This window comes from Micromonospora sp. NPDC018662 (assembly GCF_044391475.1).
Lineage (GTDB): Bacteria > Actinomycetota > Actinomycetes > Mycobacteriales > Micromonosporaceae > Micromonospora.
In genome coordinates, this window is the sequence record NZ_JBISAC010000012.1 from 59752 (window position 1) to 83928 (window position 24177).

Below are 24177 nucleotides of genomic sequence, written 5' to 3' on the forward strand. Positions count from 1 at the left end.
CCATGTGGGATTCCAGATTCGAGGAAGCGGTCCGGGCCCGGACCCCGATGCTGCCGCCCGGCTTCGCGTTCGGGCCCGACGACGAGCTGCGCGCGCTCGGGATGGACTCGGTCGCGACGGCGGCCCTGGCCGCCGACCTGGAGTCGGCGTACGGGATCACCTTCGAGCTCGACGACCTGGTGCCGGAGAACTTCCGCACCCCGGCCCGCATCTGGGAGCTGATCAGCGCGTGTCGCGCCCGTGTCTCGGCGGGGCGGCCGTGAGACTCGACGACTGGTTCCGGCGCGGGCTGGCGGTCAACCCGTCCGGCGTGGCTCTGCAGGTGGCCGGCCGGCAGTGGACATACACCGCAGTGGACCGCCTGGCCCGCCGGTGCGCCGCGCGGCTGCGGGCCGACGGCCGGCCACGACGCGTCGCCCTGCTGGCCGCCAAGTCCGAGACCGCGTACATCGGGCTGCTCGGCGCCCTCTACGCCGGCGCGACGCCGGTGCCGCTCGGCACCGAGACTCCCTACGAGCGGATGGTGGGGATGGTGGTCGCCGCCGAGGTCGACACGATCGTCGCCGAGCCGGAGCGGGCCGCCACCGCCGAAGGGTTGTGCTCCGTCGTCGGTGGCCGCTGCATCGTTCTCGGCGACGCCGAGCGGCTGCGGGCCACGCTCGACGAGCCCGAGCCCGAGCTCTCCGCACCCGACCTCGACGGGGAGGACCTCGCCTACATCCTGTTCACCTCCGGTTCGACCGGCACGCCCAAGGGCGTGCCGATCAGCCACACCAACGTCAACGCCTTCATCGAGGCCAGCCTGCCCCGGTACGACCTGAGCCCGGCGGACCGGTTCAGCCAGATCTACGAACCCACCTTCGACCTGGCCATGTTCGACCTCTTCATGGCCTGGGCCACCGGTGCCCGGGTCTGCGCGCTGTCCCGGCTGCAGGCGCTGGACCCGGTGCGCTGCGTACGATCGCTGGGCCTGACCGTGTGGCACACCACGCCGAGCCTGGCCGCGGCCGTGCTGGCGCGCGGCGGCCTGCCGCCCGGTTCCATGCCCGGGCTGCGTTACTCGGTCTTCTGCGGGGAGCCGCTGCGCGAACGCGTGGCCGCCGGCTGGCAGCGGGCCGCGTCGGCCGGCCTGCTGGACAACATCTACGGACCCACCGAGCTCACCATCGCGTGCACGCACTTCCGTCGGCCCGCGTCCCGCCGCGCCGCGCCGGACGAGGTCGTACCCATCGGGGTGCCGAACGAGGGCATGACCGCGCGGCTCCTGCTGCCCGACGGGCAGCTGGTCGAGCCGGTCGACGGCGCCGAGGGTGAGCTGTGCATGAGCGGGCCGCAGCGCTTCGCCGGCTACCTGGACCCGGAGCAGGACCGGGACCGGTTCCCGGTGACCGACGGCATCCGCTGGTACCGCACCGGCGACCGGGTCCGTGTCGACAGTGACGCCGGGCTACTGCACCTGGGCCGAACAGACTCGCAGGTCAAGATCCAGGGCTACCGGATCGAACTGGGGGAGGTGGAACAGGCGATCTCCCGGGTGACCGGCGCGGACACGCTCGTCTTCGCCACCGGGGACGGCACCGACACCCGGCTGACCGCGTTCGTCCTGGTGCCGGCCACCCGGCTGGCCGGCACCGAGGCCGAGGCCGTACCCAGGGTGCTACGTCGGCTCGCCGCGACACTGCCGCCGTACATGATGCCGGCCGGGTTGTGGTTCGAGCCCGACCCGCCACTCAACTCCAGCAGCAAGATCGATCGGACCGCCCTGCGCCGTCTCGCCGCCGAGCGACTCGCGGCGCGCGACAGCGATCGGCGGGTGGCAACGAAAGGTAGGGCGGCATGACCGTGACGGATACCCCGGCCGGACGGGAGGGGGCGACCATGGCGCCGGAGATCGAGGTCGAGCTGACCGTCGAGCACACCGACTTCGTGATGAGCAACCACCGGGTGCACGACGTGTCGGTGCTCCCCGGCGTGGCCTTCCTCGACGTGGCCGCGCGGGCGCTGCTGGCGACCGGGACCGATCCGGCGACGCTGGAGTTCCGCGACGTCTTCTTCATCCAGCCGGTCACCACCGCGCACGGGAACGACCGCCGGGTCCGGCTCACCGTCGACGGACCGTCGACGGGCCGGCGCACGTTGCGGGTGGTCAGTCGGCCGGCCACCGACCCGGCCGCAGGCTGGGTGGAGAACCTGACCGCGACCCTCGTCCCCGCCGACCCCGGGCCGGACCGGACGGCCGGTTGGCGCGACCGGGCCGACGCGCTGGAACGCGTCGAACCGGACGGCTCGATGGCCGACCTCTACGCCCAGGCCCGCGGCGAGGGCATCGTGCACGGTCCCGCGATGCGCTGCCACGGCGACCTGCACCGGCACGACGGTGCGTTGCTGGCCCGGCTGACGCTCGACCCGGCCGCCCCGCGGGCCGGCTTCCACCTGCACCCGGCGATGCTGGACGCCGCCACGGTGGCCGCCTTCGGGCAGCTGCCGTCACCCGGCGACCCGTTCATCCCCCTGCACATCGGTCGAGTCCGCGTGCACCGGCCGATGCCCGTGTCGTGCCGGGTGCTGGTGCCCGAGCCGGAACGGATGGCACCCTCGGGTGACCTGCTCACCTCGTCGCTCGTGGTGCTGGCCGACACCGGCGAGCTGCTCGTCGAGATCGACGGCCTGCGGTGCAAGCGGATCCGGCATGCCGGGCTGCTCGCCCGGCCCGGCGCGCCGGAGCCGCCGGAGCCGGCCACCTCCGCGCCCGAGCCGGCTGAGCCGCCCGCGCCCGCCACCTCCGCGCCCGAGCGACCCACCACGGGCCGGGATCGGGTGGAGCGCTTCTTGCGTACGGTGGTGGCCCGGCGGTTGGGCGTCGCGTCGGGGGTGGTGGACGCGGAGCGCGGCTTCTACGACCAAGGGCTGGACTCGGTCGCGCTGCTGGCGATCGGTCGCGAGCTGGAGGAGTGGCTGGGCCGGACGATCTATCCGACGCTGCTGTTCGAGTATTCGGACATCGCTCGTCTCGCGGAGCATCTCGCAGCCGACGGCCCGGTTCCCGAGGGCCCGGTCGGCGAGGACCCGGCTTCCGAAGCCGACATCGCGGCTCCGGAAGCCGGCAGCGAGCCGTCCGCGCCGGCTGCCGAGGCTCGTACGGTCTGCTACCGGCCGCACTGGGTGCCGGACGCCGCGGCGGAGCCCGGCCCGTTCACCCCGCTGGTCGTCGACCTGGTCGACGCCGGACGCGCGGAGGCCGTCACCCGGCGGCTGGGCGGCGAGGCCCCGCCGACGCGGCCGGTCGCCGACGTCACTGACCGAGCGGCCTGGCGGGCCGGTCTCGAACCGCTGTCCGGCCCGGTGCTCGTCGTGCTGCTGGCCGGGGACGGCCTCGACGCCGGCCATGTCTATGCGGTCTGGGCCGCCGCTGCCGCCGCCGCGGTGGACCGGCACCTGCGGGCGCGCTTCGTGGTCCTGCACCCGGGTACCGACAGCACCGACGCGGCCTGCGGTGCACTGGCCGCGGCCATGCGCACCGCGGCCGCCGAACTTCCCACGCTGACCGGACGGGTCGTCGCCGTGCCGCCCGGGATCCTGGCCGATCCGGCCGCCACGGCGGACGCCGCCCGCGCCGAGGCGGGTGGCGCGGAGCCGGTCGCGGAGGTCCGGATCGGCGCGGACGGCCGTCGGCGGGTACGCCGGCTGCGGCGCTGGGCTCCCGAGCCGAAGCAGCCCGCAGCGGTGCTGCGGCCCGGTGTGCGGTGTGTGGTCACCGGTGCCGCCGGCGGCCTCGGTCGGCTGCTGACCGGGTGGCTGACCGGGCGGAAGCGGGCCCGAGTGGTCATGCTCGGCCGCGGCGAGCCCGGCGTCGACCTCGCCGCCGACCTGGCCACCTGGACCGCAGCCGGGCACGACGTCCACTACCGACGCGCGGACGTGACCGAGCCGACCGAGCTGTCCGACGCCCTGGACTGGGCCCGGGCCGAGTTCGGCGGCCTCGACCTGGTGTTCCACTGCGCCGGTACGCTGCGCGACGCCACCGTGCCCCGGCAGCGACCCGAGGACGCCACCGCGGTGCTCGCCCCGAAGATCGTCGGGACGGACACGCTGCGCCGGCTGACCGCCGGCGACGAGCTGCACCGGCTGGTGCTGTTCTCCTCGTTCAGCGCGCAGGCGCCGAACCCGGGGCAGAACACGTACGCGTACGCGAACTCCGTCCTCGATCATGTGGCCGAGCAGGACGCCGCGGCCGGCCGCCGTACCCTGTCCGTGGGCTGGCCCTATTGGGCCGAGGGCGGCATGCGAGCCGGCACGGATGCCGCGGGAATGCCCACCGCGACCGGATTTGACCTGCTGGAACGGCTGCTGGACGCCGGTGTGACCGGCGCCGTCACCGTCGGCCACGGCGACGAGGGCGACCTGGACGCGGTGCTCGAACCGGTCGAGGCCGCGGCCGAGCCGGCCGCCGGCCCCACCCTGCTGAGACGCGCGGACCCGGCGGGGCCCACGCCGATCGCCGTGGTGGGTCTGGCCGGGCGCTACCCGGGTGCCGGGTCACCGGCGGAGTTCTGGGACCGGCTGCGCGCTGGCGAGGACTGCGTCGGCACCATCCCCGACGATCGCCGCGTGCCCGGCACCGCTCCGCTGACCGGCGGGTTCCTGGACCGCATCGGCGGCTTCGACGCCGCTTTCTTCGGTATCTCCCGTCGCGAGGCGGAGCTGATGGATCCGCAGGAGCGGCTCTTCCTGGCCACCTGCTGGCACGCCCTGGAGGACGCCGGCCTGCCGGCCGGCGCGCTGGCCGACACGGCGATCGGTGTCTTCGCCGGGGTGATGTGGAACCAGTACCAGCTGGTCGACCCCGGTGGCGACGGCGTGCGGGCGATGGCGATGCACTCGGCCATCGCCAACCGGGTGTCCTACCTGCTCAACCTGCGCGGACCCTCACTGGCGGTGGACACCGCCTGCTCGTCGTCGCTGTCCGCGGTGCACCTCGCGGTGCAGAGCATCCGCCGCGGCGAGTGTCGGGCCGCGCTGGCCGGCGGCGTGAACCTGACCACCCACCCGGACAAGTACCGGCAACTGGCGCACGGCGGTTTCCTGTCGCCGGACGGCCGCTGCCGGGCCTTCGGGGCCGGTGCGGGTGGCTACGTACCCGGCGAGGGTGTGGGCGCGGTGTTGCTCAAGCCGTTGCCCGACGCGTTGGCCGACGGGCACCACATCTACGGTCTCATCGTCGGCTCGTACCTCAACCACAACGGCCGCAGCGGCGGGTTCACCGTGCCCACACCGGCCGGGCAGGCCGAGGTCATCCGGGCGGCGCTGGCCGACGCCGGGATCGATCCCGGCACGGTCGGCTACATCGAGGCGCACGGCACCGGCACCGCGCTCGGCGATCCGATCGAGATCGACGGTCTGACGGCCGCGCTCGGGCCGGCCGACGGTGACCGGCACGTCGGCTCGGTGAAGTCCAACATCGGTCACCTCGAAGGTGCGGCCGGCATTGCCTCGCTGACCAAGGTTCTGCTGCAGCTACGGCACCGTACGATCGTCCCGTCGCTGCACGCCGAACCGCCGAACCCGCAGCTACGGCTGACGGAGGCGGGCCTGCGGGTGCCGCCGGCGGCGACGCCCTGGCGGCCGGTCGGTGACGCCCCGCTGCGCGCCGGCATCAGCGGATTCGGAGCCGGCGGTTCGAACGCCCACCTCGTGGTGCAGGAGGCGCCGGCCGGGCCGCCCGCCACCGAGCGGCCCGGCCCACACCTGTTCGTGCTGTCCGCCCGCACCGCCACCGCGTTGCAGGAGTACGCCGCCCGGCTGTGCGACGCGCTGACCGCCGACCCGGATCCGGTCGCCGGCGACGGCCTCGACCAGCGGGTGCTGGACGTGGTGGCCGAGGTGCTGTGCGTACCGCCCACCGCGTTGGACCCCGGCGAGACGCTCGACGACGTGGGTCTCGACCCGGTCGGGTTGGAGCAGGTGCGGGATCGGCTGCAGGTGGACGGTTTCGAGCTCGGCACGGTGGAGCCCGGCACCCGGATCGGGCAGCTCGCAGCCGCTGTCGCACCGGATCGCGGGGCTGCCGCGGCCGACGGCGACTCGTCCCGGCCGGAGCGGCCGTTGTCGCTCGCCGACGTCGCGTACACCCTGCAGGTGGGCCGCTGGCAGCTGCCGCACCGGCTGGCGGTCGTCACCGGCGACCGCGCCAGTTTGCTGCACGCGCTGGACGTGGTGGCCCGTGGGGAGACGGCCGGACCGGAGGTCCACCGGACCGGCGACGAGCGGCCGGTGGACCGCCGGGACGGCGACGTCGCCGCGCTGTTCCGTGCCGGGCACCTCGATGACGTGGCCGCGCGCTGGGTGGCCGGGGAGGACGTGGACTGGGCGGCGTGTCACGGGAGCGTGGGCCGGGCCCGCCGGGTGCCGCTGCCCGGGTACCCGTTCGAGGAGAAGCACTACTGGAACGGTGACTGGCAGGCCGGGCGTGCCGAGACGAGGGTGCCCGCTCCGGACGTGGCACAGCCGCCGACTACCGAGGTGGCGGATCGGCCGGCCACCGAGGCCGAGATCGCCGAGCTGGTCGCGAAGCTCCTCGCGGACGAGCTGTTCCTGACCGGCGAGGAGCTCGACACCGAGGCGAGCTTCCAGGACCTGGGCCTCGACTCGATCACCGGTGAGCTGCTGCGCGGCAAGCTGGAGGACACCCTGGGGGTGGAGCTGACCTCGGTGGAGTTCTACGACCACCCGTCGGTGCTCCGGCTGGCCCGGCACCTGGCCGGCAAGGACGCCCGCCTGCCCGGCGGCGACCAACCGCCGGCCGCGCCGCCGCCCGCGGCTGCTCAGGCGGCGGTCGCGCCATCGCCGGCCGGCGAGACGGAACCGGAGTGGTACGCGCCAGACGACATCGCCGTGATCGGCTACTCGGTGACCGCTCCGGACGCCCCGGACGCCGAGACGTTCTGGGCCAACATCCGCGCCGGCCGGTGCTCGATCGGTCCGGTGCCCACCGAACGGCTCGACCTGGCCGCGCGGTACAGCCCGCAGCGTCCGGCGCCCGGCCGGACCTACACGACAGCGGGAGCCATGCTGGACCGCGTCGACCTGTTCGACGCCGGCTTCTTCGCCGTCCCGCCGGTCGAGGCCGAGTCGATGGACCCCCAGCAGCGCCTGTTCCTCCAGGAAGCGTGGCGTGCCCTGGAACACGCCGGGCACGCCGGGACGACCGGCGAGCCCCGGCGGTACGGAGTGTTTGTCGGCACGGGCACCGGCGACTACGCCCGGCTGCTGGGCGAGCAGGACGACGCGGACACGGCGCAGGCCTTCCTCGGCGTCGCACCCTCCATCCTGGCCGCGCGCATCGCCTACCACCTCGACCTGGTCGGGCCCACCATGGCGGTCGACACCGCGTGTTCCTCGTCGCTGGTGGCGATCCACCTGGCGGCGGAGAGCGTCCGGCGCGGCGAGTGCGACGCCGCCCTGGCCGGCGGGGTGGCGCTGATGCTCACCCCGCAACTGCACGTGCGAAGCAGCCAGATCGGGATGCTGTCGCCGAGCGGCCGGTGCCGCCCGTTCGACGCGGAGGCTGACGGCACGGTGCTCGGCGAGGCCGTCGGTGTCGTCCTGCTCAAGCGGCTGGACCGGGCGTTCGCCGACGGCGACCGGGTGCACGCCGTCATCCGGGCCGGCGGTGTCAACGGCGACGGGCGGACGAACGGGATCACCGCGCCGAGCGCGGCATCGCAGCAGCGCCTGCTCGCCGACGTGCACGACCGGGCCGGGATCCGGCCGGGGGAGATCGGGTACGTCGAGGCGCACGGCACCGGCACGCCGCTGGGCGACCCGATCGAGTTCGCCGCGTTGGCCGCTGTGATCGGGCGGGACGCGCCCGCCGGCTACCGCTGCGCGGTCGGCTCGATCAAGGGCAACGTCGGGCACACCACCATGGCCGCGGGCGTTCTGGGCCTGCTCAGGGCGGTGTTGGCGCTGCACCACGGCGAGATCCCGCCGTCGGCCGGTTTCGAGCGGCCCAACCCGCGGATCGACCTGGCCGGCACGCCGTTCGAGCTGCCGGGTCAGGCCCGGCCGTGGCCCGCCCCGGCGACCGGCGGCCCGCGTACGGCCGTGGTGAGCAGCTTCGGGTTCAGCGGCACCAACTGCCATCTCGTGGTGGCGGAGGCGCCGACGCGGGAGCCGCTGCCGGCGGTCGACGAGGACGTTGTCGTGCCCGTCTCGGCGCGGACCCCGGCCGAACTGGCCGACGCGATCACCGACCTGGCGGGCGCCCTGCGGCCCGACATGTCGCCGACGGACGTGGCCTTCACCCTGTCGGTCGGCCGGCGGCACCACCCGGTGCGGGCCGCGTTCCGGGTGCGTACCAGCGCTGAGCTGATCGCGGCGCTGGGGTCTTGGACGCCCCAGGACGCGCCAGCGGCCGGCGTGGACACCAGCGGCCCGGACGGGCGGTATCTCGCCGGGGAGGACGTGGACTGGGCGGCGCTGTGGCGTGACCGCCCCGCCCGCCGGATCCCCCTGCCGGCGACCCGCTTCCGGACGGAGCGGTACTGGCTGCCCGCCGCTGGCACCCGGACCGCCGACGAGCCGCTCCTGGACTCCGCGGAACCGGTGCGCGTCTTCGTGCCCGACACCCGTCCGGCCGCGCCGCCGTCGGCCCCCGAGCCGGCCCGGACGGTCGCCGTCCTCACCGGCCCAGGCGCGCCTGACCTTGCCGACCACCTCGGGCGCTGGCATGAGGACGCCGGCTGCCGGGTGGTACGCGCCCCGCTGGGCGCGCCCGTGCCGGTCGGCGCGGACCGCGTCTATCTGCTGGCCGGGCCGGCAGACGACGACCTGGTCGTCGTGCCGGTCGCCGAGACGATCCGGTCCCTGCTCGACCGGTCCGCCGGGGACCAGGCACCGCAGGTGGCCGCGGTGCTCGACACCGACCGGCACGCGGCCGTCGTCGGGTTGATCCGCACGCTGCGGGCCGAGCGACCGGGCTGGCGGGTCGGCGTACTCGACGTGGCCGGAACCGACCCGGCCGGTGCCGCCGCCCTGGCGGGCCGGCTCGCCGCCGAGCCGCTCACCGAAGCGGTGGTGCGGGTGCTGGACGCCGACCGGCGGGTTCCGGCGCTGCGCGAGGTGGCCGTGGAGCCTGCCCCGGTGGTCCGCGCGGGTGATCACGTGCTGGTCGTCGGCGGCGCCGGCGGGATCGGCTCGGCGATCAGCCGGCGGCTGGCCGCCGACGGTGCCCGGCTGACCTGGGTCGGTCGCCGGCCGCTCGACGACGCGATCCGGGCCCGGGCGGCCGAGATCGACGGGAACGTCGACTACCTGAGCGCGGACGTCACGGACAGCGCCGCCCTGCGCGCCGCCGTGCACACCGCCGCGCGGCGATCCGGCCGGATCACTGCGGCGGTGCTGGCCGCCGGCGAGCTGGTGGACCGGCCCCTGGCGCAGTCGTCCCCCGACGACCTCGGCGCTCAGGTCGCGGCCCGGGTCGCCGCGGTGCGCACCTTCCTCGCTGTGCTGGACGAGACGCCGCCCGCGTTCGCGGTGATCTGCTCCTCGGCGGTGGCGCACCTGGACAGCGCGGGCCAGGCCGGGTACGCCTCGGCGGTCTGCGCGGCTGCGAAGGAGCCGCGACGGACGCCGGTCACCTTCCCGGTGCATGTGATCGACTGGGGTTGGTGGGGTGAGCGAGGCATGGCCGCCGGCGCGTCGCACCGAGCCGCCATGCAGGGCGCCGGTGTGCGGTCGATCGGCGCCGACGAGGGAGGCGCCGCGCTCACCGCCATCGTCGCGGCCGGGCTCCCGTGGGCGGTGGCGCTCAAGGCGGAACCGCACTGGTACCGGCGTACCGGGGTGGAGAGCCCGGAACCCGCCCCGCCCGTAGCCGCCCCGGCGGCGTCCATACCGCATGCGCAGGCGGTCCGCGAGTACGTGCGGGAGACGATCGCCGAGGTGCTGCACTACACCCCGGACCAGGTCGCCGAGAACGTCACCTTCGACAACTTCGGCGTCGACTCGGTGCTCTCGCTCGATGTCGTGGCCCGGTTCGAACGCGACCTCGGTCCGCTTCCGTCCACGCTGCTGTTCGAGCACACCACGGTGGCCCGGCTCGCCGAGCACCTACGCGCCGAGTACGGCGACCGGTTGCCCCGCCCCGAGCCGGCCGGGCCCGCGCCGGAGCCGGCCGGGCCCGCCGTCGTCGTCGACCGTGACGACGTCACCGGTCCGCCTCCGGTCGGTGACGACATCGCCGTCATCGGCGTGGCCGGCCGTTTCCCCGGGGCGCCCGACCTGGACGCCTTCTGGGAACTGCTCGCCGAGGGCCGCAGCGGGGTCACCGAGATCCCGCCGGACCGGTGGGACTGGCGTGCCCACTTCGATCCGGAGCCGGGCCGGCCGCAGCGCAGCTACAGTCGCTGGGGCGGGTTCCTGACCGACGTCGACCGGTTCGACGCCGCCCACTTCGGCATCCTGCCCAGCGTCGCGAAGGACATGGACCCGCAGGAGCGCCTCTTCCTGGAGACGAGCTGGCAGCTGCTGGGCCGGGCCGGCTATCTCGGTGAGCACGTCCGCGAGCCGGAGACCGGTGTGTTCGTCGGCGTCATGTACGGCACGTACGGCGAACTTGGCGCGACGCAGTGGGCGGCCGGCCGCCTTTCCGGGGCGCACACCGCGTACTGGTCGATCGCCAACCGGGTCTCGTACCAGTTCGACCTCCAGGGACCGAGTTACGCCGTCGACTCGGCGTGCTCCTCCTCGCTGACCTCGCTGCACCTGGCCTGTGAGAGCCTGCGCCGCGGCGAGTGCCGGATGGCGGTGGCCGGTGGGGTCAACCTGATCCTGCACCCGAGCCACCACGTGTCGCTGTCCGCGTTGACGATGCTGTCCCCCGAGGGGGCCTGCAAGACCTTCGACGCCACGGCGGACGGGTACGTTCCCGGCGAGGGCGTGGCGGCTGTCCTGCTCAAGCCATTGGCGCGGGCGGTCGTGGACGGCGACGACATCTGGGCGGTGATCAAGGGCAGCGCGTTGACCGCGGGTGGCCGGACCTCCGGGTTCACGGTGCCGAACCCGCAGGCGCAGGGCCGGGCCATCGCGCGCGCTCTCCAGCGGTCCGGCGTGGACGCGGCCTCGATCGGATACCTCGAGGCGCACGGTACCGGCACGGAGTTGGGCGACCCGATCGAGGTGGCCGGCATGGTCGACGCCTTCCGGCCGGCCAGCGGCGCGCCGCCGGCGCTGATGGGGTCGGTGAAGTCGAACATCGGGCACCTGGAATCGGCGGCCGGCATCGCCGCCCTGGTCAAGGTCCTCCTGCAACTTCGGCACCGGCAGATCGTCCCCACCGTCGGCCTGAACGAGGTCAACCCCAAGATCGACCTGTCCCGGGCGCCGTTCCGCCCCGCCATCGAACGCGTGCCCTGGCCGGCGCCGGCCGACGGCGGCCCGCGCCGGGCCGGGATCAGCTCGTTCGGGGCCGGCGGCGCGAACGCCCACGTGGTGGTGGAGGAGTACCGGCACGCCGGCCGGAGCCAATCGGATCCGACCGGACCGCAGCTCGTTCTGCTCAGCGCCCGCGACGAGGAGACCCTGCGAGACACGGCGGCGCGGTGGGCGGCGTTCGCCCGGCGGCCACGGCACGCCGACGGACGCCCGGCCGGCCTCGCTTCGATCGCCTGGAGCAGCCAGCTGGGCCGGCCGGCTGAGCCGGTACGACTCGCCGTCACCGCCCGCGACCTCGACGAACTGGCCGACCAGCTGGACCAGTTCGCCGCGACCGGACGAACCGGCCCGCGCCGCGTGCTGGGCCGCGGTGCGGGGAGCGACCTGCTGAACAGCGCCACCGGTGCCCAACTCGTCGAGGCGGCGCTGCGCGGCGGTGACCTGGCGGCGCTCGCCGCCGCCTGGACCGGGGGAGCGGACGTGGACTGGCGCAAGGCCTGGCCCGCCGACCACCCGCCGCGGGTGACGCTGCCGGTGAACCGGCTGCACGGTAGGCGGTTCTGGCTGGACCTGACCGCACCCACCGAACCCGTCCCGCACACCGCGACCGGGTCGTCTCAGCCGGTCGCCGACATCGAACCCGCGTCCGCGGTCACCGACGGCACCACACCGCCTCCGCCCGGCCCGGTTCCGGCCGACGGGACGGCACTCGACCTGGCGGCGCTCGGCCCGGTGGCCGACGAGCACCGCGTCGGCCAGCGGCGATGGCTGCCGGGCGCCGCCGTGCCGGCCCTGGCCGCCGCCGACGGTGACCGCCTCCGTGACCTGCGCTGGCTCGCGCCGGTGGATCTGGACGGCGGCGTCCGACCGGTGTGGCGGACGCTGGACGACGGCACGATCGCGGTGACGCACGGCGAACGGCGCCTGGTCACCTTCCGCCGGGAACCCGCCGACGCCCCGTCGGGTCCGGTCCCCGCGCCGGTGCTCGGCCCGGACACCCGTACGGTGGCCGGTGCGGACCTGTACGCCCGGCTGTGGGCCGCCGGTCTCCGGCATGGTCCCGCGCTGCGGTGCCTGCGCGAGGTCCGGGCCGCGGACGACACGGCCGTGGCTGACCTGGACGCGTCCGCCCTGCACGGTCCGGCGCGGGCGGCGGCACTGCTGGACGCGGCGTTCTGCGCGGCTGCCGTCCTCATCGACCGGCCCGGCACCTGGGTTCCGGTGTCCGCCGACCGGATCGATCTGCGTCCGCAGTTGCCGGGCCACTGCCGCGCGGTGGTACGCCGCCGCGACGACAGTGACGGCACGACGTTCGACATCGCCCTGGTCGATCGGCAGTCGGGCGACGCCTCGGCGGTCGCCCGGGTCGACGCCTTCCGGGTCGCCGCGGTCGACGCCAGGCCCGTCGAGCCAGATCCGGACGGCGTGCATCCCACCGTCGGCCCGGTGCGGGTCAGCGTCCCCGCCTGGGAGCCCGAGCCGCGGCCCGAGCCGGGCCACACCCTGAGCCGTCTGCTGGTAGTCGGTGCGGGTCCGGAGCTGCGCGCCGGCCTCGCCGACGCCTTCGGACCGGGCGTGCTGGTCGCACACACCCCGGATACGGCGAGTCTCGATGACCGTGCTGCGGCGCTCGCGGTGCTGACCGAGTCGTTCGGCGAGGAACTCCCGGACGCGCTGCTCGTGGTGTCGTCCGCGCACCCGGACGCGCTCACCGCGCTGCTCACCTACAGCGCCGCGGTCCTCGACCGCCGTGGCCGTCCGGCGCTCCGGGTGGCGGTGGCCGGCGACCTGACCGACCCCGCCGTGGCCGGGCTCGCCGGCGCGTTGCGCACCCTGGTGCTCGAGCACACCGGCGCCACCGCGGTGGCGGTGGACGTCGACCTTGCGGACCCGCAGGCGGCGCGACTGCTGCACGCCGAGATGCTGGCCGGGGGCGACGAGCCGGTGCAGGTCCGGTACGCCGGTGACCGGCGTCTAGTCCGGCGGCTTCGGCCGGCCGACCTGCCGGACGCCGGCCCGCTGTCGCTGCGCCCGGACGCCGCCTACCTGGTCACCGGCGGCGCCGGCGCGCTGGGCACGGCCACCGCGCGGGCACTGCTCGAGGCCGGTGCCGGCACCGTGGTGCTCGCCGGACGATCGAAGCTGGACCCGGGGCGGGAGCAGGCTCTCACCGGCCTGGGCGGGCGCGCCCGGTACCTCCGCGCCGATGTCAGCGATCCGGAGCAGGTCCGCCTGCTGATCGAGCGGATCGTCGCCGACCACGGCCCGCTGGCGGGCGTGGTCCACTCCGCCGGGGTGCTGCGGGACCGCCGTCTGGTCGCCAAGACCGACGCGGACGTCGCCGCGGTGCTGGCGCCCAAGGTCACGGCGGCCCGCCTGCTCGACGAGGCCACCCACGGGCAGCCCTTGGACTTCCTGGTGCTCTACTCGTCGGTGACGGCAGAGGTGGGCAACCCCGGGCAGATCGACTACGCGTACGCCAACGCGTACCTCGATGCCTTCGTGGCCCGGCGGGAGGGGTTGCGGCGGGCCGGCCGGCGCCAAGGCCGAACGCTCTCCCTGGGCTGGTCGTTCTGGCGCGAGGGCGGCATGGGCATGACGCAGGGCACCGAGGACGCGGTGGCCCGGCGCGGCGGTGGCCGCCCGCTGGAAACGGGCGAGGCCCTCGCCGTCCTACGCCGCGCGTTGGCCTCCGAGCACCCGCACGTGGTGGTGACTGGTGAGGGCGCGGACGGTCCGGCGCCGGCGGCCGTCGAGTCGCCCGCCCCGGCGGACGTCCGCGACGAGGTGCGCCGCCTCGCCGCCGGCTACCTGCTGGTCGACCCGGCGGACGTGGACGTCTCGGCCGAACTGATGGACCTCGGCTTCGACTCCATCACGCTGACGCAGCTGGTGAACCAGGTGAACGACCGCTACGGGCTGGACCTGCTGCCCACCGTGCTGTTCGAGTGCCCGACGCTGGCGGAGTTCACCGACTACCTGGTCGAGCACCACGGCGCCGCACTCGGCCGCCCGGCGGCCCCGGCGCAGCCGGAGCCGGTTGTCGCCGCCACTCCGGCAGAGCCGGAGCGGGTTGTCGCCGCGCAACCGGCTCCGGCGGCGCGGTTCGCCGACGCTGAGCCGATCGCCATCGTCGGCATGGCGGCCCTGCTGCCCGGAGCGGACGATCCGGACGAGTTCTGGCAGCTGCTGCTCTCCGGACGCGAGGCGGTCGGCCCCGTACCCCGGGACCGGGACGACCTGTGTGGTGACGATCGCCTGGCCGGCCTGCGCGGCGGCTTCCTGCGGGACGTCGCAGCCTTCGACCACCGCCTCTTCGGGGTGGCGCCGCGTGAGGCCGCGCTGATGGACCCGCAGCAGCGACTGTTCCTGCAGGCGGCGTGGCGCTGCCTTGAGGACGCCGGCCGTCGCCCGTCCAGCCTGGCCGGTACCCGTACCGGGGTCTTCGTGGGCGTCGCGACGACCGACTACCAGACCCTGATGACCCGGCACGGTGTCGCCACCGAGGGGCACACCGCCACGGGCGTGGCGCACGCCGTGCTGGCGAACCGGGTGTCACACCTGTTCGATCTGTGCGGCCCGAGTGAGGCGGTGGACACCGCCTGCTCGAGCTCGCTGGTCGCGGTGCACCGGGCGGTCGCCGCGATCCGGGCCGGCGAGTGCGACGCCGCGCTGGTCGGTGGGGTGAACGCCCTGCTGGATCCCGAGGTGTTCATCGCCTTCCAGGGTGCCGGCATGCTCAGCCCGGACGGCCGATGCAAGACCTTCGATGCGACAGCCGACGGGTACGTGCGGGGCGAGGGCGTCGGCGCGTTCCTCCTGCGGCCGCTGTCCGCCGCGCTGGCCGACGGCGACCCGGTCCACGCGGTCGTGCTCGGCAGCGCGGTGAACCACACCGGCCGCACCGCGTCGCTCACCGCCCCCGAACCGGCGGCCCAGGCGGGAGTGGTCCGTGACGCCCTGCTCCGGGCCGGAGCAGACCCGTCCACGATCGGCTACATCGAGACGCACGGCACCGGTACCCGCCTGGGCGACCCGGTCGAGATCGAGGGCCTGAAGAAGGTGTTCGCCGGTGCGCTCGCCGAGCACGACGAGCCGATCCTGGTCGGGTCGGTCAAGACGAACGTCGGTCACCTGGAGGCGGCCGCCGGCGTGGCCGCACTGGTGAAGACCGTGCTGGCGCTGCGGCATGGTGTCGTTCCGCCGACCCGCAACCTGACCGAGGTGAACCCGCTGCTGCGGATGTCCGGTACCGGCCTTCGGCTGGCCCGCGACGCCGCGCCGTGGCCGGCACGCCCCGCCGTGGAACCGCAGCGCCGTGCCGGGATCAGCTCGTTCGGCTTCGGCGGCAGCAATGCGCACGTGGTCCTGGCGACCCCACCAGCGCGGCTGCCCTACCGGGCGGCCGCCGGGCCGTACGTCTTCCCCCTGTCCGCGCCGGACGAGGAGCGGCTGGGGGAGTACGCCGGGCGGCTGGCCGACGCGCTGGACCGGCTGGACGGCGGCGACGCCGCGTCGGTGGCGTGGACACTGCAGACCGGGCGGGAGGAGTTCCCGCACCGGGCCGCCGTGGTCGCCGACTCGCTGGGCGTGGCCGCGGCGGCCCTGCGTGCCCTGGCAGCCGGCGGCGGTGACCGCTCGCCCGTCCCGGTGCACCGCGGGACCGACGCGGGCGTCGCGGTGGACCCGCCGGCCGACGCGTCCGCCGACGACCTGGCCGCGGCGTGGGTCACCGGAGCCCGGGTCGAGTGGCCCGGTGGGCCGGTTCCGCGGGTGTCGCTGCCAGGCGTGCCGTTCGCGCGTACCCGGTTCTGGTTCGACGCCCCGGACCGTCCGGCGAACCCGCATCCCCGTACGACCGCACCTGAACCGGAGACCGAGGAGGTGGCCATGCACCCTGCCGACGATCCCGTCGAGTCCGCGCCCCCTGCGCGCCCCCGAGTGCGACTCACCCCGCTCGCCGCGGCCCCGTCCCCGCCCTCGGCGCCGGACCCCGCGCTGGGCCTCGCCCCGGTGGCGACGCGGCACACCGCACTCGATTCCACCCCGGCCGGAGCGCCGCAGGAGGCTCCTCCGCCGGTCCCGTCCCAGACCCCGGCCGTGACGCCGGTCCCGGCTCCCGTCTCGTCGACCGCCGCACCCGGCACGGCGGAGGTGGCCGCTCTGTTGCGCAGCGAGCTGGCGCGCATCCTGGCCGTGGACGAGGACGAGCTTGCCGACGACCGGCCGCTGACCGAGTACGGCGTCGACTCGGTGTTCCGGATGGAACTGGCCCGTGCGGTGGGCGAGCGGCTGCGTACCGCCCTCACCGCCGACGACATGTACGTCGCCGACACCCTCGACGGTCTCGCCGCGGCAGTCACCGCCAAGGCGACCGCCACGTCGGGTGCCGTCCCGGCGGTGACCTCGGACGCCGTCCCGGACACCGGCCCGGCGGACGGCGACCTCAGCGACCAGGTGCGCGGGTTCCTCGCCCGCGTCCTCGGCCGTCCGATCGACCCCGACCGCAGCTTCCTGGACAACGCCCTGACCTCGATGGACATGATCCGGGCGATCAGCGCGCTGGAACGCCACCTCGGACGTGGCCTGAGCAAGACGGCCCTGTTCGACCATCCGTCGATCGCCGCGCTGACCGACTGGCTGGTCGAGCAGCGGGGCGCCGCCGCGGTCGCCGCGCTGAGCGCCGTCGATCCCGAGCCCGGACCCGCGCTGCCGCCGCCGGGCGATCCGCACGGCGAGGGCAGCCAGCTCGTGGTCGACCGGCGTGTCGTCGCCGGCCAGCCCGAGCTTGCGGCGCTGGTGCGCGGTCTGGAGGAGCGGTACGGCCGGGAGATCGGCCTGGCCGGCCGCGACATCGCGCCGATGCTGTTCGTCGACTCCGGTCGTCGGGGGATGCTCGCCTTCGGGCGCCGCGGCGACGACATGGTCTCCTGGAGCTACGTCGGACCGGATGAGTGCTTTCCCGAGATCTGCGCCGAGTTCGTGGCGTATGCCCGCTCGGGCGGGTGGCGGCCGAACATCCTGTCGTTGCAGGAGCTCGATCAGGCCGGCCAGTACCGGATGACCGCCACCCCGTTCGGCGCCATGCAACGCATCGACGACCTGTCCCAGTTCAGCCTCCAGGGCAAGGCGATGGCCCGGCTGCGGTCGATGGTCCACCGTTTCGGACGCCAGCCCGACGCGCGTACCGTGGAGTACGTCTCGGGCTCCGACCCGGCGGTGGACCGCGAAATCGGCGCGGTCATCGACCGGTGGACGGAGACGAAGAACTGGGTCAACCCGTACGTGCGTACCGTGCGTGACGAGGTGGTCCGTGGTGCGCTCGGCCCGCGGCAGCGGATCTTCCTGAGCTACCTGCGCGGCCAGCTCTCCCACGTGGTGATCATCGCGAAGATGCCCTCGGTGGACGGGTACCTGCTGGATCTCGAGTTCTACCCGGCGGAGCTGCCGGCCGGCGGGCTGGAGCACACCATCGTGACGATCCTGGAGACGCTGCGGGCCGAGGGCCGGAGCTGCTTCAGCTTCGGCGCGAGCTTCGGGGTCTCGCTGGGACGCGCCGCGCGGCCCGCTCCCGAGGTGGCACAGGGTCTTGCCGAGATGCGTGCGGGCGGACTGCTGAGCGAGGGCAACTTCCGGTTCAAGAACAAGTTCCGACCGACCAATCTGCCGCTCTACCTGTGTCAGCTGGCCGACGCCGAACGCACCTCGGCCGAGGACGTGGTCCTGATGATTGCCGACCCGGCCCCGACCCCGGTCCCAGCCGCGACGCCGAACGGGGCCGCGACCCCCGCCCAGGCCCCGGCCGCACCGGCGGCCCCGGCGGCCCCGGCGGCCCCGGCGGCCCCGGCGCCCGTGCCGCCGGGCCCGGCCCCAGCGGCGGAACCCGCGGGCACGCCCGCCCTGTCGACAGCCGCTGCCCGGCGTGCCGTGCTGGCCGAGGTCGGCTGGAACCCGCTGCGTCTCCCGCACGACCGGGTGCCCGTCGACCTGATCACCGATTCCTGGATGGAGCGGTCCGACGAGTGGGTTCGGCGTCGCCTCGACGAACTCACCCACCAGGCGGCCGGCACCCGTGACGCCGACGCGATCGCGCCCTCCTGGCTGCCGCACCGGCACGTGCTGGCCCTGCCTTCGGGCCGGGCCGCCGAGGCCGCACTCAGCCGGTGCTGGCCCGGGCCGCGCGGTACCGTGCTGCACGACCGGTGCTTCCCGACGTGGCTTTTCGCGCTGGCGTCCGAGGGCTTCACCCCGGTCACCATCGGCAGCCCGGTCGGCGGCGACGTCGACCTGGAGCTGCTGCGCCGGTCCCTGGCCGCTCACTCCGGCCGGGTGTCGTTCGTGGTGCTCGAGCCGGGGCGTAACTCCGCGGGCGGGCGGCCGATGTCACTGCCGAACCTGCGCGCCGCGCGCGACCTGATCCACCGGGCCGGCAGCCGCCTGGTTCTGGACGCGACCCGGGTGGTGGCCAACGCCCTCGCCGGCGGGGACGGCCAGGACCCGTGGGAGTTGGTCACCGAGCACCTGCGGTACGCCGACGCTGTCACGCTCAGCGCGTCCAAGGAGTTCGGCGTGGACGGCGGCGGGCTGTTGGCCACCGATGACGACGCGCTGTCCCGCGAGCTGCGTACCCAGATCGGGGTCGGATACCGGGACCTCGGCCTGATCGCGCGACGCCGGCTGGCGGCGGCGCTGGCCGACACCGGGTGGGTCACGGCGGCGCTGCGGCGCCGCCGGGCGGCCCACGACGCCCTACGTGCCGGCCTGGTGCGGGCGGGCGTCCCGGTCGAGGCGGAGGGCACCGGCCACTGTGTGCTGCTGAACGTGCCGGCGCTGACCGCCGGCCGGTCCATGGCCGAGCCGGTCGCCGCGGTCGCGGCCCACCTGTACGTCGCCGCCGGGGTCCGGGTCGGCCCGCACCTGGACGGCGGTGACCCGGACCTGGCGGGGCGGCTGCGACTGGCCGTGCCGGTGGGCCTGCCACCCGAGACCGCGGCCACGGTCGCCGAGCGGATCGCCGACGCGCTGCGGAACGTGGCGGCGATCCCCGACCTGACCAGAACCGACACCGGCGCGGCCGTCGAGTGGGCGTGCTACCGGCCCAGCGACTCCGTCCCGGCCGACGTGCGGGCCGAACTGGCGGACGGGTACGCGCCGGCCGACGAGAACTGGCAGGTTCTGCGTACGGAGGTGCCGGGCGTGCGGCGGCACCTTCTCGACGTGACCGGTGGCCGAGCCGAGGTGTTCGAGGCGGGCGCCGGGCAGCCGGTGCTGTTCCTCACCCCGTTCAACATCGGGGCCGGCTGCTACGCCGCGCAGGTCGCCGCGGTGGCCCGTGACCGGCGGGCGGTGGTCGTGCACCACCCCGGTGTGGGCCGTACCGCGCTGGACCGGCCAGTCACCCTGACCGGTATCACCCGGCTGTACACCGAGGTCCTGGCGGCGTTGGGGATCACCGAACCGGTCCACGTGGTGGGCGCCTCGTTCGGCAGCCTGCTCGCGCAGAACCTCGTACTGGACGAGCCGGCCCGGGTGGCGTCGCTGACGCTGATCTGCGGCTCGTACCGCTACGCCAACCGGAACGGCGCGGTGAACCGTCTCGACGAGGTGCTCGCCGTCGACTTCGACGCGGTGGAGCGCGGCGGCGGCCGTCTCGACCGGACCGGCGCCACCGAGCTGCTGATGCGGTGCCAGAGCATGGACGCGCGCACCGGCCTGCAGTACCTGGACGTCTTCGCGGCCGAGCCCGACCTGCGGGACCGGCTCGAGGAGATTCAGGTGCCGACGCTGCTGGTGACCGGCCGACACGACTCGGTCATCCCGCAACGCACGTCGCACCTGCTGCACGGGCTCATTCCGTGGTCCAGTTACCGGGAGATCCCCGACGCTGGGCACTTCCCGACCGTCACCCACGCTGAGACGGTGGCCGGGCTGCTGACCGGCTTCTTCGACGACTGCGAACGGCAGCCGAGCGCCGCGACCGCGGGACGGCCGGCATGAGCGGCGCAGTGGGCATCGAGGCCCTCAACGTGTACGCCGGCCTGGCGCGCGTCCCGGTCCGGGAGGTCGTCCGCGGCCGCGGGCTGGACTGGTCCCGCTTCGCCGGTGACCGGGCGGCGCACCGTTCGGTCGGGCTGCCGGTGGAGGACCCGGTCACCAATGCGGTGAACGCCGCCGCCCCGTTGCTGGCCACCCTCGCCCCGGAGCAGCGTTCCCGGATCGAGTTCCTGGTGACCGCCTCGGAGTCGGGCCTCGATCTGAGCAAGTCGCTGGCGTCGACGGTGCACGCGCAGCTCGGGCTGGACCGGCGGTGCCGGCTGCTGGAGACCAAGCAGGCGTGTTTCGCGGCGACCGCCGCGCTGCAACTCGCGGCCGGGTTCGTCGCCTCCGGCGTCTCACCCGGTGCCAAGGTGCTGGTCATCGCCACCGATGTGGCGTTGGCCGACGCCGACTCCGGGTACGCCGAGCCGGTCGCCGGCCATGGCGCGGTCGCCCTGCTGGTCGGCGACCGGCCGGACGTGCTGGCGCTGGACGCCGGGGCGTCGGGCAATCACAGCTTCGACGTCCTGGACACCGCCCGTCCCGGGCCGGAGTTGGAGATCGCCGACCCGGACACGTCGCTGATGGCCTACCTGGAGTGTCTGCGTGGCAGCGTCGCGGACTACTGCGACCGGGTGGAAGGCGCCGACGTGCTGCGGGATTTCGACCTGCTGGCGTTCCACACCCCGTTCACCGGCATGGCGCGGTCCGCGCACCGGGCCCTGCTGCGACAGTACGGCGTCCGGGACACCGCGGCGGTGACCGAGGACTTCGAGCGCCGGGTGGTGCCCTCGCTGCACTATCCGTCCGAGGTCGGCAACCTGTTCTCGGGTTCGCTCTACCTGGCGCTGACCAGCCTGGTCGAGACCGCGCAGCTCACCGAACCGGCCCGGGTGGGTCTGTTCTCGTACGGTTCGGGCTGCTCCTCGGAGTTCTTCAGCGGGGTCACCGGGCCGGCCGCGGCACGCCGGTTGGCCGGTCTGGGACTGCGCAGCCGCCTCGAACAACGCGCCGACCTGGACTTCGTCACCTACCAGGAGCTCGTCGAGGCCAACCGTCGGTGCCTGGTGGCCGACCGGGACCGGGTGGTCGAACTCGACCGGTGGAAGGACGTTCTGACCCGCGTGCCGGACCGGCCCGAGACCCTGGTGCTCACGGGGATCGAGGGCTACCGCCGGCACTACGCATGGATCTGAAGCGAGCGGAGGGAGCGGGAGATGGAGGAACCACAGATCTGGACCAAGCTGCGGGAGACCGTGCGTACGGTCGTGCCCGAGGTGCCGCCGGACGCACTGCGCCCGGACGTGTCCCTGACCGACCTCGGATGCAGCAGCCTGGACCGGGCGGACATCGTCAGCATGATGCTCGACGACCTGAACCTCGACGTGCCGCTGTCGGAGTTCCGGCCGGGTGCCCCGCTGGCCGAGCTGGTCGGCACACTCAGACGGCACACCGCATGACCGTAGCGACGATCACGGGCCTCGGCGTGGTCTCGGCACTGGGAACCGGGCTGGAGCAGTTCACCGCTGCTCTGCGGGCCGGCCGCAGCGCCGTCGGGACATGGCCGGACGCGCCCGCCGGCCGGCGGCTGGAGGCGGCACTGCTACCCGCGGCGGCCGGCCAGGACGTCGCCGCGCTGATCGGCGGCGCGTGCCCCCGGCCGCTGGCGGATCGGATCGCCGGGGCGGTGCGACGGGCGCCTCGCCCCGTCCGGGTGGCGGTTGGTGCGGCCGGTCAGGCCGCGGCGCAGGCCCGCCTCGCCGCCGAGCCGGTCCCGGCGGACCGGCTCGGCGTGGTGGTCGGCGCGTCGGGAGTCAACAACGCCACCGTCGAGCAGGTGTGCCGGGCGTACGGCGATCGGCCGCACCGGACGCCGCCGCGCAGCGCGGTGACGCTACCCGACACCCATCACGTTGCCGTACTCAGCGACGTGTTCGGTGCCCGCGGCGAGGGCTTCTGCGTCGGTGCCGCCTCGGCCTCCGGGGCGGCCGCGCTGGTCCAGGCGGCTCGGCTGGTGACCGTCGGCGACCTGGACGCCTGCCTGGTGACCGGCGCCCTGCACGAGCTCGGCGCGCTGGACGTCGGGGCACTGACCGGCCTCGGGGCGCTGGCCGAGGCGAACCCCGGACCCATCCCGCCGCCGTTCCACCAGGCGCATCGCGGCTTCGTCTACGGCGAGGCCAGCGCCTGCGTCCTGGTGGAGTCGGCGGCTTCGGCAGCCCGCCGTGGGGTGCCGGTGCTGGCCCTCGTCGACGCGGCGGTTCAGCGGCTGGACGGCAACGCCGGCGCTGATCCCGACGAGGACGGCGAGGTGACGACGATGCGCGCCGCGCTGCGGCGCGCGGGCCGAACCCCGCAGGAGATCGACTATGTGAACGCCCACGCCACCGGCACCCCACTGGGGGACCGGGCCGAGGCACGGGCGATCGAACGGGTCTTCGCCGACTGCCCCCGGCCTCCGTGGGTGAACGCCACCAAGATGCTGACCGGGCACTGTCTCAGCGCCGCGGGCCTGGTGGAGGTGGTCGCGACGGTGGCGCAGCTGCGCGGCGGCTTCCTGCACCCGTCGGTGGACCTGGCTGATGCAGTCGACCCGCGGCCCAGGCTGGTCGGTGCGGTGACCCGTGATGTCACCGCCCGAGTGGCGCTGTCCAACTCGTACGGATTCGGAGGTTTCAGTGTGAGTCTGCTGCTGAGTCTGCCGGAGGCGTGAGCAGCCGCTCCAGCCACCGCATCCGGGCGGCGCGCGCCTCGCGGGAGAGCCGGGCCGCCGGCACCCAGCCGTCGAACGTGTGGAACGCGCCCGGCCAGACGTGCAACTCCGCGTGCCCACCGGCCCGCCACAGCCGTACGGCGTAGTCGACGACCTCGTCGCGGAAGGTCTCCGCGCTGCCCACGTCGAGGTAGGTCGACGGTAGGTCGGACAGGTCGGTGGCGCGGGCCGGCGCCGCATACGGCGACACCCCGCGGGTGCCGCGCGCGGCACCCAGCAGCGCGGTCCAGCCGGTGTCGTTGGCGGTCCGGTCCCACACGTCCCGGCCCTGCATCTGGATCGCCGAGACGGTGTCGTTGCGGTCGTCGAGCATGGGGCAGATCAGCAGTTGCCCGAGCATCGTCGGACCTCCGCGGTCGCGGGCCATCAGGGCGAGCGCGGCGGCGATGCCACCGCCCGCGCTGACACCGGCCACCACGATCCGTGCCGGCGGCACACCCAGCTCCGCGCCGTGCTCGACCAGCCACTGCAACCCCGCCCAGCAGTCCTCGACCGGCCCCGGGTGCGGTGTCTCCGGCGCCAACCGGTACTCCACCGACACCACGACGAGCCGGAAGCGCTCCGCCCAGTCGAGGAACTCGTCCGCACCCTCCCGGTTGTGGCCGAGCACCATTCCACCGCCGTGCACCCAGTACAGCGCGGCCACCGGCGGGCGCGGCCCGGTGGGCCGGCAGACGAGCAGCCGGGCGTGCGCGCCCGGCACGTCCCGTTCCTCGACCGTGAACGCCCCGCCCCGGCGCAGCTCCTGGTCGGTGAGCCGCTCCCGGCGTCCACGCTCGCGGCGTTCCGCGATGTGCTCGAACCTCAGCGGCGGAGGAACCTGATCCCCCAGCCGGCGCAGGTTGTCCGCCAACTCGCGGTCGAACGGTGGCGGTCGCATCCGGGCATTATGCCCACCCGTCCGTCATCGACCTGCACCCCCGGCGCCGCCCCGA

General features: G+C 74.7%; 7 protein-coding genes. 6 read left to right on the top strand and 1 reads right to left on the bottom strand.

Going from position 1 to position 24177, the window contains the following annotated elements; translation table 11 throughout:
• Nucleotides 1–2: 2 nt before the first annotated feature.
• From ACH495_RS27120 to ACH495_RS27145, 6 genes are read left to right on the top strand one after another with little or no spacing between them, the layout of a single operon-like run.
• Nucleotides 3–263: an acyl carrier protein gene (locus tag ACH495_RS27120; RefSeq protein ID WP_396860529.1), complete on the top strand. Its 261-nt coding sequence runs from the start codon at nucleotides 3–5 to the stop codon at nucleotides 261–263.
• Nucleotides 260–1840 carry an AMP-binding protein gene (locus ACH495_RS27125; RefSeq protein ID WP_396860530.1) on the top strand — a complete coding sequence of 527 codons (1581 nt, stop codon included), beginning with the start codon at nucleotides 260–262 and terminating at the stop codon, nucleotides 1838–1840. The genes ACH495_RS27120 and ACH495_RS27125 overlap by 4 nt, the downstream gene beginning before the upstream one ends.
• Nucleotides 1837–20430, top strand: a complete 18594-nt coding sequence (locus ACH495_RS27130) for an SDR family NAD(P)-dependent oxidoreductase (protein WP_396860531.1) — start codon at nucleotides 1837–1839, stop codon at nucleotides 20428–20430. The genes ACH495_RS27125 and ACH495_RS27130 overlap by 4 nt, the downstream gene beginning before the upstream one ends.
• Nucleotides 20427–21665 carry a hydroxymethylglutaryl-CoA synthase family protein gene (locus tag ACH495_RS27135; protein ID WP_396860532.1) on the top strand — a complete coding sequence of 413 codons (1239 nt, stop codon included), beginning with the start codon at nucleotides 20427–20429 and terminating at the stop codon, nucleotides 21663–21665. Before ACH495_RS27130 ends, ACH495_RS27135 begins: the two co-directional genes overlap by 4 nt.
• Nucleotides 21666–21686: 21 nt before the next feature.
• The gene (locus ACH495_RS27140; protein ID WP_396860533.1) at nucleotides 21687–21929 is read left to right on the top strand and encodes a phosphopantetheine-binding protein; all 243 of its coding nucleotides are present in this window, start codon (nucleotides 21687–21689) and stop codon (nucleotides 21927–21929) included.
• Nucleotides 21926–23182, top strand: a complete 1257-nt coding sequence (locus ACH495_RS27145; RefSeq protein ID WP_396860534.1) for a beta-ketoacyl synthase N-terminal-like domain-containing protein — start codon at nucleotides 21926–21928, stop codon at nucleotides 23180–23182. Before ACH495_RS27140 ends, ACH495_RS27145 begins: the two co-directional genes overlap by 4 nt.
• On the opposite strand, the gene ACH495_RS27150 is transcribed toward ACH495_RS27145, so the two are convergent.
• A complete protein-coding gene (locus tag ACH495_RS27150) occupies nucleotides 23145–24122 on the bottom strand; it encodes an alpha/beta hydrolase (RefSeq protein ID WP_396860535.1) in 978 nt (325 codons plus the stop codon). The genes ACH495_RS27145 and ACH495_RS27150 overlap by 38 nt on opposite strands.
• Nucleotides 24123–24177: the final 55 nt, after the last annotated feature.

Excerpts from the sequence above, each read along its gene's own strand:
- ACH495_RS27120 (WP_396860529.1), top strand. The coding sequence starts at position 3 with ATGTGGGATTCCAGATTCGAGGAAGCGGTCCGGGCCCGGACCCCGATG.
- ACH495_RS27150 (WP_396860535.1), bottom strand. The coding sequence starts at position 24,122 with ATGCGACCGCCACCGTTCGACCGCGAGTTGGCGGACAACCTGCGCCGG.
- ACH495_RS27135 (WP_396860532.1), top strand. The coding sequence starts at position 20,427 with ATGAGCGGCGCAGTGGGCATCGAGGCCCTCAACGTGTACGCCGGCCTG.
- ACH495_RS27130 (WP_396860531.1), top strand. The coding sequence starts at position 1,837 with ATGACCGTGACGGATACCCCGGCCGGACGGGAGGGGGCGACCATGGCG.
- ACH495_RS27140 (WP_396860533.1), top strand. The coding sequence starts at position 21,687 with ATGGAGGAACCACAGATCTGGACCAAGCTGCGGGAGACCGTGCGTACG.
- ACH495_RS27145 (WP_396860534.1), top strand. The coding sequence starts at position 21,926 with ATGACCGTAGCGACGATCACGGGCCTCGGCGTGGTCTCGGCACTGGGA.